This is a genomic window from Bradyrhizobium sp. CCBAU 45389 (genome assembly GCF_028128625.1).
Classification (GTDB): domain Bacteria; phylum Pseudomonadota; class Alphaproteobacteria; order Rhizobiales; family Xanthobacteraceae; genus Bradyrhizobium; species Bradyrhizobium liaoningense_B.
Map to the genome: position 1 here is coordinate 163,213 of NZ_LBIY01000002.1, position 12,930 is coordinate 176,142.

The 12,930-nt window shown below is 64.8% G+C and carries 13 protein-coding genes; 5 read left to right on the forward strand and 8 right to left on the reverse strand.

Going from position 1 to position 12,930, the window contains the following annotated elements:
* Positions 1-64: 64 nt before the first annotated feature.
* Positions 65-1,291, forward strand: coding sequence for an MFS transporter (locus tag XH79_RS00785; protein WP_271580287.1), 1,227 nt, complete (start codon positions 65-67; stop codon positions 1,289-1,291).
* Positions 1,292-1,300: 9 nt separating this feature from the next.
* Here the strand turns inward: XH79_RS00785 and XH79_RS00790 are convergent, their stop codons facing one another.
* From XH79_RS00790 to XH79_RS00810, 5 genes are all read right to left on the reverse strand, one after another.
* Positions 1,301-2,209 carry an amino acid ABC transporter substrate-binding protein gene (locus XH79_RS00790; protein ID WP_271580288.1) on the reverse strand — a complete coding sequence of 303 codons (909 nt, stop codon included), beginning with the start codon at positions 2,207-2,209 and terminating at the stop codon, positions 1,301-1,303.
* Positions 2,210-2,351: 142 nt separating this feature from the next.
* A complete protein-coding gene (locus XH79_RS00795; protein WP_271580289.1) occupies positions 2,352-3,785 on the reverse strand; it encodes an amidohydrolase family protein in 1,434 nt (477 codons plus the stop codon).
* A gap of 27 nt (positions 3,786-3,812) precedes the next feature.
* Positions 3,813-4,838, reverse strand: coding sequence for an ABC transporter substrate-binding protein (locus XH79_RS00800; protein WP_271580290.1), 1,026 nt, complete (start codon positions 4,836-4,838; stop codon positions 3,813-3,815).
* A gap of 39 nt (positions 4,839-4,877) precedes the next feature.
* Complete coding sequence (locus tag XH79_RS00805; RefSeq protein ID WP_271580291.1) at positions 4,878-5,654, reverse strand: ABC transporter permease; 777 nt, start codon at positions 5,652-5,654, stop codon at positions 4,878-4,880.
* Complete coding sequence (locus XH79_RS00810) at positions 5,654-6,517, reverse strand: ABC transporter ATP-binding protein (protein ID WP_442869890.1); 864 nt, start codon at positions 6,515-6,517, stop codon at positions 5,654-5,656. The genes XH79_RS00805 and XH79_RS00810 overlap by 1 nt, the downstream gene beginning before the upstream one ends.
* Before the next feature lie 192 nt (positions 6,518-6,709).
* Here XH79_RS00810 and XH79_RS00815 point away from each other — a divergent pair, with 192 nt between their 5' ends.
* The gene (locus tag XH79_RS00815; protein ID WP_271580293.1) at positions 6,710-7,465 is read left to right on the forward strand and encodes a GntR family transcriptional regulator; all 756 of its coding nucleotides are present in this window, start codon (positions 6,710-6,712) and stop codon (positions 7,463-7,465) included.
* Positions 7,466-7,551: 86 nt separating this feature from the next.
* Here XH79_RS00815 and XH79_RS00820 read toward each other — a convergent pair whose 3' ends face one another.
* The gene (locus XH79_RS00820) at positions 7,552-7,968 is read right to left on the reverse strand and encodes a nuclear transport factor 2 family protein (protein WP_271580294.1); all 417 of its coding nucleotides are present in this window, start codon (positions 7,966-7,968) and stop codon (positions 7,552-7,554) included.
* A gap of 149 nt (positions 7,969-8,117) precedes the next feature.
* On the opposite strand from XH79_RS00820, the gene XH79_RS00825 reads away from it, so the two are divergent.
* The 3 genes from XH79_RS00825 to XH79_RS00835 all read left to right on the forward strand — a co-directional run bounded on the left by XH79_RS00825 (position 8,118) and on the right by XH79_RS00835 (position 11,117).
* On the forward strand, positions 8,118-9,353 hold the full coding sequence (locus XH79_RS00825; RefSeq protein WP_271580295.1) for an amidohydrolase family protein: 1,236 nt from the start codon (positions 8,118-8,120) through the stop codon (positions 9,351-9,353).
* A gap of 77 nt (positions 9,354-9,430) precedes the next feature.
* Positions 9,431-10,636, forward strand: a complete 1,206-nt coding sequence (locus XH79_RS00830) for an amidohydrolase family protein (protein WP_271580296.1) — start codon at positions 9,431-9,433, stop codon at positions 10,634-10,636.
* Positions 10,637-10,802: 166 nt separating this feature from the next.
* On the forward strand, positions 10,803-11,117 hold the full coding sequence (locus XH79_RS00835; RefSeq protein WP_212339027.1) for a hypothetical protein: 315 nt from the start codon (positions 10,803-10,805) through the stop codon (positions 11,115-11,117).
* A 12-nt stretch (positions 11,118-11,129) separates the two neighbouring features.
* On the opposite strand, the gene XH79_RS00840 is transcribed toward XH79_RS00835, so the two are convergent.
* Complete coding sequence (locus XH79_RS00840; RefSeq protein ID WP_271580297.1) at positions 11,130-12,050, reverse strand: DUF1932 domain-containing protein; 921 nt, start codon at positions 12,048-12,050, stop codon at positions 11,130-11,132.
* Positions 12,050-12,919, reverse strand: a complete 870-nt coding sequence (locus XH79_RS00845) for an ABC transporter substrate-binding protein (RefSeq protein WP_271580298.1) — start codon at positions 12,917-12,919, stop codon at positions 12,050-12,052. The genes XH79_RS00840 and XH79_RS00845 overlap by 1 nt, the downstream gene beginning before the upstream one ends.
* Positions 12,920-12,930: the final 11 nt, after the last annotated feature.

Below are 12,930 nucleotides of genomic sequence, written 5' to 3' on the forward strand. Positions count from 1 at the left end.
GTTTACAACTATATACCCCGGCATCGCAGCGGCGATCACGCAAAAGCGAACGAGGACGGGCGCCATGGGACCGGGTTCCCCGGCACATGCAGCGGAGACGATGGCCGGATACAGCGCGCTGACGCTGGTCCCGACCTTCGTGGTCGTGGCCGTGGATGCCACCGGGATGGGCATCATCCTGCCCTTGCTGCCGTTCTATTCGCAGCGGCTCGGCGCCACGCCGTTCCTGCTCGGCGCGCTGATCTCGGTCTACGCCGTCTGCCAGCTCATCGCCGGGCCCGTGGTCGGGATTCTCTCGGACCGCTACGGACGGCGAAAGGTGCTGGTCGTCAGCCAGATCGGAACGCTCACCGGATTCGTCCTGCTCGCGCTCGCCGGCAATCTGACGCTCGTGTTCGTGGCCCGGATCATCGATGGCCTGACCTCCGGCAATATCTCGGTCGCGCATGCCTATGCCGCCGAGCACAGCGCGCCCGCGACGCGCAAGCAGGCGCTCGGCATGACCAGCGGGGCGATCGGGACCGGGCTCCTGCTCGGGCCGGCGCTGTCGAGCTTCCTCGTCCATTATGGCCAGACCGCACCGGTGTGGGCCGCGGCCGCGCTCTCCCTGATCAGCATCGTCGCGACAATCGCCCTGCTCCCTCCGGATCATCCGGCGTCCGAGCCGCTCTACCAGCACCGCGTGCCCGAGCCGACGCTGACCCGCAGCCTGTTCGGCATGCGCTACGCCTGGCGCCTGCTCAGCCTGCTCATCGTGTTCTTCTTCGTCAATTCGATGTTTCTGTCGCAGATCGGCTTGTTCCTGTCGGCGCGGTTCTCCTGGGACGGCCATGCCTTCGGCGCGCGCGAACTCGGCTGGATCTTTGCTTACGCCGGCTTCATCAACATGGTCGTGCAGGGCCTCCTGATTACACGCGTGAACCTCATCGCATCCGACCGCAGCATCGTGATGGCGGCATTCGCCTGCATGGCCCTCGGCTTTGCAGGCCTTGGAGCCGAGAACAATGTCGGCCTGCTCGCGGTCAACCTGACACTGATCATCGTCGGCACCATGTTTGCGCGGAGCACGCTGACGGCGGAATTGTCGCGCTCGACCGCGATCAACCGCCAAGGCATGATCATGGGCCTCAACCAGTCGCTGATGTCAGGCGCGAATATCAGCGCGCCGCTCTTGAGCGGTGCGCTGATCGGTCATCGGCTGTTCGTCGCCTGGGCGCTCGTCATGGCCGCGATCGCGACAATCGGCGCGGCGCTGGCAGGCCAGCTCCTCGACACGCCGCGGATGCGCTGACGCCCCGCCTCAGTTCACGACGTAGACGTCAGGATCGGCGCTCGAGCTCGGCTTCTTGAAGGCATTGCGCAGGGCTGCCGACATCGGGACGTTGTAGTTGAGACCGTTCGGCGGCGTCGGCGATTCCAGCCACTTCCCATAGAGCACCTCGATCTCCGGGCTCGCATAAAGCTCTGCCGTCGCGCGATCGGCCAGCGCCTTGAACGGCGCATCCTCCCGCCGCAGCATGATGCCGTAGGGCTCGGGCTTGGAGAACGTCTCCTCGCTGATCATGAAGGCTTGCGGCTCCTTTGAGCGCGCGATCGCGACCGCGAGCTGGACGTCGTCGAGCGCGTAGGCCTGGGCCCGGTCGGTCTCCAGCAGCAGGAACGCCTCGGCCTGATCCTTCGCCGGCATGATGTTGATGCCGAGATTGCGCTCGGTGTTGACCTTGGCGAGCTGGGTCAGGTTCACCGATCCCGCCACCGCCGTGACCGCCTTGCCCTTGAGGTCGTCGATGGTCTTGATGTTCGCCGCCTTCCTGGCCGCGAACCGCGTCGCACTGAGGAAGTGCGTGTTGGTGAAGGCGACCTGCTTCTGGCGGTCGGCATTGTTGGTGGTCGCCGAGCAATGCAGATCGAGCGTGCCGTTGACCATCAGCGGGATGCGGTTCGACGACGTCACCGCGAGGGTCTCGACGGAAATATCGGGCATGCCGAGCTGCTTCTTCACGGCATCGACGATCCTGAGGCAGATGTCCATGGCGAAGCCCACCGGCTTCTGGTTGCCGTCGAGATAGCTGAACGGGACCGAGGCCTCCTGATAGCCCAGCGTGATCTTCTTGGTCTCCTTCACCTTCTGGAGCGTGCCCGTGAGGTCTTCGGCTGAGGCTGCGCCGGCAAGACATGTCACGGCCAGAACAATGGTAGAAAGACGCATCGGAGGGCTCCTCAAGGGGGTCATCGACTGGTGTCGAGACGCAATCGCGGAGCTGATAGCGCATAGATGCAGCCGGCGCCAGACGAGGCAGGTTTTAGCAGTTATCGCCTTTTTATATACATCGCGGCCAAGGACAGGCGCCTCATTGACAGGTCAGCTGCTGCTCGAACCAGCCGCTCAGCCGTTCCGACAGAGGCGGCCATATCCGCTGGAAGCTTTCGAGCTTGCCGACATTGGCGCGGTACATCGCCCGCAACTCCTGCTCGACGGCCGGCAGGTCGACACCTGCCACGACCCCGTCCCTGACGATCGTCTTGCCGGCGACGACGACCTCCTTCACGAGCGACGCATTGCCGCGTGCGAACAGCAGCGCCATGGGATCGACCGCCATGATCCGGTCGCGATCGAGCCGGTCGAGATCGATCACGACGTAGTCGGCCGGATTGCCGGCGACGAGCTCGCCGTTGCCGGGCGCGCCGGTGGCGCGGCGTCCGTTGCGGATGGCGAGCGAAAACATCTCGGCCGGCGTCCATGTCGCCTTGAAGCCGAGACCGCCATGGACCATCTGCACCAGCCGCATCTCGCGCAGGACGTCGTCGTCCTCGTCCAGCGCCAGCCCGTCGACGCCGACAGCGATGGCGCAGCCGCATTTGTATGCGGCGGCGATCGGGGCAAGGCCCGAGCGCAGATGCATGTTCGAGCTGAAATTGGTGACGATGCGCGCGCCGGAGGCGGCGATCATCTCGAGCTCCTCGGGACGGGCGTGGATGCAATGCGCCAGCGTCAGCCGCTCGGAGAGGAAGTCGATGTCGCGGAGCCAGCGCACCATGTCCGGAAAGTTCTGGTCGGCCCAGGCGCGCTGGTACACGGTTTCCAGCAGATGCATGTGAATGCGGCGGCCGGTCCGCGCCGAGTTCTCCGCCACCGCCTCCAGCAGCGGCTTCGAGCACCATTGCACGCCGGCAGGCCCGAGCTGAACGTCCACCATCGGGCCGGCGATCCCTGAGGCAATGGCGTCGGTCAGCTCGATATAGGCCTTCGGCGACATCGGTGCGCGAACGAAGAGATCCTCGATGGTCTTGCGATCATCGCTGGGAAGTCCCGAAAGCACCGGCTCGGCATCACCATAGACGATCGGATTCTGGTCGCGCACGGCCAGCGCAAAGGCGATGCGGATGCCGACGTCGGACGCGGCCTTCGCAATGGCCCTGGCCTCGTCGACCAAGGGCATCGTCCCGCTCGGCCGCGTGTAGTGCACCATCATGGCGGCGCAGCCGGCCTTGGCCGAACGCGCCAAGGCAGAGGCAGCAGCGAAGTAGGGATCGACAGGCGTGCCCAGCGCGGTCCGCAGGATCCAGCTTTCCAGGGGCATGCCGACCGCGCCGAAGGACGATGCGGTGGCGCGGGCGTGGTCGTGGGCGTTGACGAAGGCCGGGATGACGAAGGAGCGCGGCCCCGGCCCCGCTCCTTCCGTGATATCGGTGATGACGCCCCCATCGTGCCGCAGCACGACATTGTCGCTGATGCCGCGGTCAGGGCCACGGAACAGGCTGGTTGCCGAAATCTCCGTGGCCATGACCGTCTCTCCAAGACCCGTTGAAGATCAGTTGGCAGTATACACCAGCTCCCGCTCCGCGCGCGGCGGCAGGAACTCGCGCGAGAACACCTCGGCCGGCGTCGGGGCGCGGGCGAGCTGATAGCCCTCGACCACGATGCCGATCGCGCGCGTCATGCGGTCGTCCTTGATGTCGCCGATGCCGATCTCCTTCATCTCGGGCGAGACAATGAGCTTGTCAAATGAGTACTGCAGCCGGCGCTTCTCGACCGCGACGTCGATCAGATTGTCGTAGTTCAGCGCCGCCTTCATGCCGGCATTCTGGTCCTTGGCCACCGCGATCGCACCCTTGTTGATGGCGCGAACGAGGCCGGCCACCGCCTTCGGGTTCGACGCGATCAGCTTCTTCGAGACCATCACGCCGTTGGAGTAGAGATCGAGACCGTACTCACCGAACGAGAACCACTTAAAGTCCTTGTCCGGGTCCTGGCGGTTGAGCACGAGGTTGAAGTAGCTGGTAATGTTGAAGACGAGCGCCGCGTCGATGTCGCCCTTGATCAGCATCGGCTCCTGCAGGTTCGGCGCCATGTTGGAGATCTTGATCTTCTCGCCGTCGAGCCCGTTCTTGCGGGTGAACACCGGCAACAGGCGCGTCGTCGGCGTGCCCTGCGCGCCGCCGAGGGTGTGACCTTCAAAGTCCTTGATGGTGTTGATGCCGCTGGTCTTCTTGGCGACGATCGCGAACGGCGGCTGGTTCCACATCATGTAGACCATGACGGGCGCCTCCTGCGGCTTGGTCGAGGCGTTCTGGATGATGGCGTTGACATCGCCGAAGCCGGCGTCATAGGCACCGGACATCACGCGCGTGACGGTGGCGCCGGAGCCCTCGCCCTGGTCGATGACGACGTTGAGGCCCTCCTCCTTGAAGTAGCCGTTGTCCTTGGCGTAGAAGAACGCGGCATCGCTACCTTGCGTCTTCCAGCCCAGCGTGAACTTGATCGTGGTTTCCTGGGCCATCGCGGCCCCCGTGGATAAGGCCAATCCCAGCAGCGCGGCAGTTATTTTTCTCAACATCGAGACCTCCTCAGCTTCGTTGCGTGACGGTTCAAGACTTCAGGTGGCGATCACGTCGCTCTTGCGCGTCGCCCAGCCGGTGACCTGTCCCTCGATCAGCGAGAACACGACGTAAAGCGCGACGCCGAGGCCGGCGAGCACGAACAGGCCGGCGAACACCAGCGGCACGTTGAAATTGGAAGACGCGGTCATCATGACGTTGCCGATACCGCGGTTGGAGGCGACGGTCTCCGACAGCACCGCGCCGACAAAGGCGTAGGAGATCGCGACCTTCAGCGAGGCGAAGAAGAACGGCATGGTCCTGGGCAGGCCGACATTCCAGAGGATGTCGAGCTTGCTGGCGCCGAGCGCCTTCAGCACGTCCTCGAGCTCGGGCTCGGTGGTCGCCAAGCCCGTCGCGATATTGACGACGATCGGGAAGAAACAGATCGACAGCGCGGTCAGCACCGCCGGCACGGTGCCGGAGCCGAACCACAGCACGAAGATCGGCACCACCGCGACCTTGGGGATCGAGGAGAAGCCGATCAGTAGCGGATAGCAGGTGTCATAGGCCGTCTTCGAGACGCCGATGATCGCGCCAAGGGCGACGCCGAGCGCAACGCCAAGGACGAAGCCCAACATGGTGGTGGCAAGCGTCTGCACGATGTGCGGCCACAGCACCGGAAAGCGCTGGACCAGCGTCACGAACACCTGCGAGGGCCGCGGCAGCACCAGGTCCGACATGCCCGTCATCAGGCAGAACAGCTCCCAGGCGACGAAGAACAGCACGATCAGTCCCGCCGACCACACCTTCTGCCTGATATCGATCCCGAACATCAGCCTGCTCCCTGCTGGGCCGCGCTGCGCGCATCCTCGATGAAGGTCCGCAGCTTCTGGTTCAGCGCAACGAAATCCGGCTCGAAGGTCATGGCGACGGTGCGCGGGCGCGCGAACTCGACGCGGCTGTCGTCGAGGATGCGGCCGGGACGCGCGCTCATCACGCAGATGCGGCTCGCAAGGAAACCGGCCTCGCGCAGATCATGGGTGACCAGCAGCACGGTCGGCTTGTGCGTCATCCAGAGGTTCTGGAGGATCGCCCACAGCTCCTCGCGGGTGAACTGGTCGAGCGCGCCGAAGGGTTCGTCCAGCAGCAGCATGCGCGGCTCGTGGATCAGCGCGCGGCAGAGATTGGCGCGCTGGAGCATGCCGCCGGAGAGCTGCCAAGGATAGCGGTTGCCGAAACCCTTGAGGCCGACCTGCTCCAGCAGTGCGTTGGCCTTGTCGCGAAACTCGGTCTTGCGCAGCCTGCGGAAGTTCGAGCGGAACGGTTCGACGATCTTCAGCGGCAACATGATGTTCCGCTCGATCGTCATCCACGGCAGCATGGTCGGGTTCTGGAACGCCATGCCGACCCGCATCGCCCGCGCCGCGACTTCGCGGCCGCCGACGATGACGACGCCGCTGGTCGGCTGCACCAGACCAGAGACGAGACGCAAAATGGTCGATTTGCCGCATCCGGACGGGCCGACCAGTGCGACAAACTCGCCGTCGGCGATCCTCAAGGTCGTCTTCGACAGCGCGGGCACGGCGCGGTCGCCGCGTCCGAAAGTCACGGAGGCCTCGGACAGCTCGATGGCGGTCGCGGCAGAGCCTTCAGGAACGGCCTGGCCGTCAAACTGGGTCTTGGGTTGCATGCGCATCACAGCCAAAGTGCATGCAAGCTGAATGCCAGCGGCCGCCTCCCGCAAAATCAATGATTTGGCCAAATGCCCCGCCGATTGAGCGGATTCCATTTAGGCAATCTGGACGCCAAACTGCATGCAATTGGAGCGCGGAATTGGCGAAGGGCTGTGCTAAAGAGTGGTTTCGACTCTCCCCTCAAGGATTCGCCGATGGCGGCGCGCGCAAGCAGCAAGACTTCTGAATCGTCGGACAAGGTCAGCGTGATCTGCCGCGCGCTCCGGCGCGCTATCATCGAGCAGGCGCTCGAGCCCGGCGCCAAGCTGCCGGAGGATGCGCTCGGCGAACGCTTCGGCGTCAGCCGCACCATTGCCCGCCATGCGCTGGGGCAACTCGCCGCGGAGGGGCTGGTCGAGCTCCGCCGCAACCGGATCGCGGTGGTGGCGACACCGAGCTGGCAGGAGGCGCGCGATGCCTTCGACATCCGCATCGAGCTCGAACGCCTCGTCGTCCGCCAGCTCGCGGGCAAGCTGACCAAGGCGCAGATCGCCGAGCTGAATGCCCATGTCGATGCCGAGGATCGCGCCCGCGGCGGCACGGATGCGGTCTCGATCCGGCTCGCGACCGAATTCCACATCCTGCTCGCGCAGATGACGAACAGCCCGATCCTGGTGCGCTATGTCAGCGAGGTCGCCTATCGCTGCTGCCTGACGCTGTCGCTCTACAGCCGGCCGCATTCCACCGAATGCGCCATCAACGAGCACCGCGCCATCATCTCGGCGCTCGCCAAGGGTGACGAGGCCAAGGTGATGGACCTGATGCATCATCACCTGGATTCCGTGGCCAATCGCGCGCTGGTCGCCCCCACACCGCAGCGCGGCCGCGATCTGCTCGATATTTTGGCGCCTTACGCCGACGAAGAGGCCGGCAATCGCGTGGTGAAGTTGCCGAAGGTGGCGCGCCGTTAAAGCGCAATAGATTGCGCTTTAGCGGCTTTTGTTTGCGCATGATCTTGCCGGAAAACCGCTGCGCACTTTTCCGGATCATGCGCCGGTTAGGCCTCGATCCCGCGCTGAACGAGGATGCGCTCGGCGCTGTCGTTCCAGACGTCCATCTTCACGATCTGCCCGCCCTTGACGACGAAGCGATCGACATAGCGGTTGCCTTCGAACGGCGTACCGTCCATCCACTCGCCATAGAGCGTGCCGATGCTGTAGACGACGGTCTCGTCGGCGCCGGGGCATACGTCGAACCGGTCCATCTTCTTCTTGACCCAGCGATAGCGCTTTGCATTGAAGCCGGTCGGCCCGCGCGGATGGTCGAACTCGCGCCCGCCGGTGAACGTGATCACCGTGCCCGGCTTCATGTAGGCCGCGGCGGCGTCGGGATCGGGTATCATCGAGGCCGTCAGGTAGGCCTCCACGATCTCGGCGTCGGTCATCGGGCGTTCGGCTTTGGCGGGAGCGGACATGGCGAATTCTCCGAAAGTGCCGGCATTCTACAATTCGGCCCCCAAAGTGCATGCATATTTTTTGGACAATCTGATGTCTCGACTGCACACAATCTGGAGCTGCCCGCCCCCTCAGCTTTCGCTAGACTACCACAGCTGAATCCGACGCCATGACCACCCAAGCCGCCCTCGACCTGATCTTCCGCAACGCGCTGTTGCGCTCATCCGCCGCACCCGTCGATATCGGCGTGAAGGACGGACGTATCGCCGCGATCGCGCCAAAGCTCGCCTGCGAGACCGTCGAGGTCGATGTCGGCGGCCACCTTGCCCTGCCCGGCTTCGTCGACACCCACATCCATCTCGACAAGGCCTGCCTGCTCGGCCGCTGCGGGCACGATCACGGCAGTGTCTCGGAGGCGATCCGCGCCGTCGCCGGCATGAAGAAGGATTTCACGGTCGAGGACGTCTACGCACGCGGCGCTCGCGTGCTGGAGCGGGCAATCGTGCACGGCACGACGCGCATGCGCACACATGTTGAAATTGACCCGCGCATTGGCCTGCGCGGCTTCGAGGCGGTGCAGGCGCTCAAGCGTGACTACGCCTGGGCGATCGATCTCGAACTCTGCGTCTTCCCGCAGGAAGGCCTCACCAACGATCCCGGTGCCGAGGACCTGCTGATCCAGGCGCTGCGCAACGGCGGCGAGGTCATCGGCGGCTGTCCCTACATGGACACCGACCCGAACGCCCATCTCGCGCGCATCTTCGATCTCGCTGAGGAATTCGACATGGACGTCGATCTCCATCTCGACTTCGATCTCGATCCCTCCTGGTGGCACCTCGACGAGGTCTGCCGCCTCACCGAGCGGCGCAACTACGGCGGACGCGTGGCGATCGGCCATGCCACAAAACTCTCGGCATTGCCGCCGGAGCGGATGAAAGCCGCCACCGCGCAACTGGCCAAAGCAGGCGTTGCCGTCACGGTGCTGCCCGCGACCGATCTCTACCTGATGGGGCGCGAGGCCACCCACAATGCGCCGCGCGGGCTGACGCTCGCCCACAAGCTCGCCGGCGATGGCGTGCTGTGCTCGGTCGCGACCAACAACGTGCTCAATCCCTTCACGCCGTTCGGCGATGCCTCGCTGCTGCGGATGGCGAACTTCTACGCCAATGTCGCGCACGCCTCGGTCAGCGACTTCGACACCTGCCTCGACCTCGTCACTGACCTGCCGGCGCGGCTGATGAACCTCGGTGATTACGGCGTCAAGGTCGGCAATCCCGCCGACCTCATCGTGCTCGATACCAGGGACAGCCGCTTTGCCATCGCCGAGCTGCCTGACGTCATGATGGGCTTTAGGGGTGGCCGGCAGACCTTTGCGCGGCAGAGGGCCATGCTGTTCCGCCCCTAGAACTGATCGACCCACGTCTTGCGCCATCGTCGCCGCCTGCGCGAGGATCACCGCCATCAATCGACGGAGGAACCCAAATGGCCTTCGACACAATCTTCCTGAACGCGCGCTTCGATGGCGGCACCCGCCAGCACATCGCGGTCGCGAACGGCCGCATCGCTGCGATTGCACCTGCTGACCAGCCGCCGGCCGGCGCCGAGACGGTCGACCTCAAGGACGCGCTCGTCGTTCCCGGCTTCGTCGAGGGCCACATCCATCTCGACACCAGCTTCTATGGCGACGCCTGGCGGCCACACAAGCCGTGCACTGACGGCTTCAACGTGCATGAGCGCGTCGCCTTCCAGGCCGAGAATATGGCCGTGTCAGCGCCGATGGACGTGCGCGCGCGCAACCAACTCGATCTCTGCATCGGCCATGGTACCACGCAGATGCGCAGCCACGTCATGGTCGACGGTTCGGTCGGCCTGAAATCGCTCGAAACGATCCTGCGCGTGCGCGAGGAATACAAAGGCCTGATCGACATCCAGCTCGTCGCCTTTCCCCAGAGCGGAATCCTGTCGAGCCCGGGCACCCCGCAACTGCTCGACGAAGCCATTGGTCTCGGCGCCAACCTCGTCGGCGGGCTTGACCCCGCGAGTTTCGATCGCGACGTCGAGAAGCATCTCGACGTCGTGTTTGGCGTCGCCGACAGGCGCGGCGTCGATGTCGACATCCACCTGCACGACATGGGTACACTCGGCGCCTTCGAGATCGAGCAGATCGCGGCGCGCACGCGCGCGCTCGGCATGGAGGGCCACGTGGCGGTCAGCCATGCCTACGGGCTCGGCGATATCACGGCAGACTACCTCAAGAAGATCGCGGATGTTCTCGCCCGCTCCGGCGTCGCGATCATGACCAACGCGCCGGGCGCGCGGCCGTTTCCGCCGATCCTTGCCCTGCGCAAGGCCGGGGTCACCGTCTTCAGCGGCAACGACAACATCCGCGACTCCTGGTGGCCCTATGGCGATGGCGACATGCTGCGGCGGGCGACGACGCTCGGCTATCGCTCCGGCTTCAATATCGACGAGGAACTGCGCGCCGCATTCGACGTCGTCACCGCATCGGGTGCCAAGGCACTGCGGCTGGAAGGCTACGGCCTGCAGGTCGGGGCGAAGGCCGACTTCGTGACGCTCAATGCGGAGCACGTGCCCGAGGCCATCGTCGCCGTACCGCAGGGGCGCTCCGTCTATAAGGAAGGCAGGCTTGTCGCCGCGCATGGCAGGATTGCGCGAAAGTCGGGCTAACCCACAGCAACCTTCACTCCATTACCGTTCGCCGTTCCAAAATTCCGAATCCGGTACTCTCCCGGATAGTAGATTCTCTCCGATTCCCCGATAGCTGCACGCAATGCAAGTCCCGCGGTGCCGGTCTTAGTGAGACCGCACTGATGTCTGCATTCAACCGGGAAGCATGGACGTGTTCAGCGCATTCAGCAGCATCAATTCTCGCTCCGTTCGGGCCGGGACGCCCGCCGAGACCGCCATCAAGCGACTGAATGGTATCGGCGAAGTCCTGTCTGGCCTCGATATCGCGGCGGTCCGCTCCGAGGACGAGATGGCCCGCATGCTGTGGACGCTCGAGACCGCCGACAAGTGCATTCGCATGATCCTTGCCGAATTCCGCACTGAGCGCACGACCGAAGTCGTCCGGCAGGCCAAAAACCTGATCGATTTGATCGACCGCGCCCGCGACGAGCTCACGGGCTGTTGCGCGGCGAAATCCTGAGCCGGAGCCGCCCTATTTCGCGCGGTTGATCTTCGCGAGGATCCGATCCGCTTCGGTACGCCAGTCCGCGCTGCGGGCAAACTCCCTGGTCCCCTTGGGTCCGAACAGCCCCTCATCGGCGAGATCGGCCACCCAGGCCTGCCGCTCGGCCGTGCCCTGCGCCGACCACGGCGTCAGTCCCGCCTCGCGCACGGTCTCGGCGACCTCGCGCACCTCCTCGGCCCGGCGGCGCCCGTGCTCGATCACGCGCTGGAAGAAGTAGGCGCCCTGCTTCTCCCAGTTGATGGCGGGGAATGTCTCGGTGAGTGACGCCAGCACGGCATCTTCGACACCATAGGCGCGCGCGGTGGTGAAACTCTCGATGACCATGGCCTCGAGGCCCTTGATCATGATGCTGCGGCACATCTTCACCGCCGAGGACACACCCAGCTTGTCGCTGGCAACCTTCGCCGCAAAGCCGATCGCGTTCAGCAGCGGCTCCAGCTCCCTCGCGCCGGGCCCACCGAGCAGCAGCGGCACCTTGATGCGATATGGCGGCACCGAGGTCATCACCGCGCCCTCGACGTAGCGGCCATCAGCGCCGTCGATCAGTGCCGCGGCGCGCTGCTTGGCACCGGGAGAGGCCGAGTTGAAATCGAGGAACCAGGTGCCCTGGTTGATCGCGCTCGCGCAGGCCTTTGCGACGGGGACGGCCTGGCTCGCCGTGACGGCAGAGATGATGAAGTCGGATTTCGCGGTCAGCTCGGCATGAGACGGCGCGAGCGTCACGCCGAATTTTGCCGCATGCTCCCTTAGCGGCGCACCCTGCTCGCCGAGCTTGATGTCATAGGCGGAGACCTTGATGTCCTGCTGGCGCAAATCCTCGGCCAGGATACGGCCGACCTCGCCATAGCCGACCAGTCCGATCTGCCAGCGCCTGGGATCACCTGCCATCAGTTCAATCCTCGCGTCGTCGCGTCGAACAGTTCTTCGACCGCATAGCGGCGCGGGATCAGCGCCTGCTGGAATGCATAGTCGACGATGAGCTCGAGCGGTTTCCTGTTGGCTTCGATCCCGAACGGAACGAGGTCGGGCGTCGCCGCGGGCCCCGCCTGCTCCTTGTTCCGCTTGAGCAGATCATAGACGCCCGCAACCACGTCAGGACGGGATTTCGCGAGCTGCTCGGTCACGACCACGAGATGATTGACCGGGACGACGCCGCGGCGTTCGTACCACTTCGCCGCCTCCGCGGCCGGATCGGGGAACAGCGGCTTCAGCTTGGGATCGTTGGAGGTCTCGCCGAGCACGGCGTCGACCTCGCCGTCGAGCAGCATCTGCAACACCTTTTTATCCTTCGGCGCACGCTCGGTGGTGTCGACATATTCGGCGACATGCGGATCCTCGAACGTCACCCAGCGGATCTTGTCGAGATTGACGCCGTAATCGTTGGCGAGGATGCCTCTGATCCAGGCGCCCGTCGTGGTCGTGAACGAGCGGATGCCGACGCGCTTTCCTTCGAGATCGGACGGCCCCAGCGTTCCCCGGGCGGGATTGTACAGCGCATAGGAATGCTGGAAGCGGCCCATCATGGTCGCCGGCAGCAGCACCAGCGGCTTGCCGTGGGCTTTCGCCATCAGGTAAGTGACGATCGCCATCTCGCAGACGTCGAAGGCCTGCTCGCGCACCATCGGCTTGAATGCCGTGTTGGTCGGCGTGTACTCGATGAAGTCGAGATCGAAGAGGTCGGAGCGGAGCTCGCCGCTCTTCACCGCCTGGACGTGAGGGTGGTTGCCGAGCACGGCCTTCAGCTTCAGACGATCCATCCGCCCGCTCC

Bases quoted from the DNA above. Each gene is read 5' to 3' on its own strand.
- XH79_RS00810 (WP_442869890.1), bottom strand. From the start codon at position 6,517: ATGCGCATGCAACCCAAGACCCAGTTTGACGGCCAGGCCGTTCCTGAA.
- XH79_RS00835 (WP_212339027.1), top strand. From the start codon at position 10,803: ATGGACGTGTTCAGCGCATTCAGCAGCATCAATTCTCGCTCCGTTCGG.
- XH79_RS00785 (WP_271580287.1), top strand. From the start codon at position 65: ATGGGACCGGGTTCCCCGGCACATGCAGCGGAGACGATGGCCGGATAC.
- XH79_RS00830 (WP_271580296.1), top strand. From the start codon at position 9,431: ATGGCCTTCGACACAATCTTCCTGAACGCGCGCTTCGATGGCGGCACC.
- XH79_RS00805 (WP_271580291.1), bottom strand. From the start codon at position 5,654: ATGTTCGGGATCGATATCAGGCAGAAGGTGTGGTCGGCGGGACTGATC.
- XH79_RS00795 (WP_271580289.1), bottom strand. From the start codon at position 3,785: ATGGCCACGGAGATTTCGGCAACCAGCCTGTTCCGTGGCCCTGACCGC.
- XH79_RS00815 (WP_271580293.1), top strand. From the start codon at position 6,710: ATGGCGGCGCGCGCAAGCAGCAAGACTTCTGAATCGTCGGACAAGGTC.
- XH79_RS00820 (WP_271580294.1), bottom strand. From the start codon at position 7,968: ATGTCCGCTCCCGCCAAAGCCGAACGCCCGATGACCGACGCCGAGATC.
- XH79_RS00790 (WP_271580288.1), bottom strand. From the start codon at position 2,209: ATGCGTCTTTCTACCATTGTTCTGGCCGTGACATGTCTTGCCGGCGCA.
- XH79_RS00800 (WP_271580290.1), bottom strand. From the start codon at position 4,838: ATGTTGAGAAAAATAACTGCCGCGCTGCTGGGATTGGCCTTATCCACG.
- XH79_RS00840 (WP_271580297.1), bottom strand. From the start codon at position 12,050: ATGGCAGGTGATCCCAGGCGCTGGCAGATCGGACTGGTCGGCTATGGC.
- XH79_RS00825 (WP_271580295.1), top strand. From the start codon at position 8,118: ATGACCACCCAAGCCGCCCTCGACCTGATCTTCCGCAACGCGCTGTTG.
- XH79_RS00845 (WP_271580298.1), bottom strand. From the start codon at position 12,919: ATGGATCGTCTGAAGCTGAAGGCCGTGCTCGGCAACCACCCTCACGTC.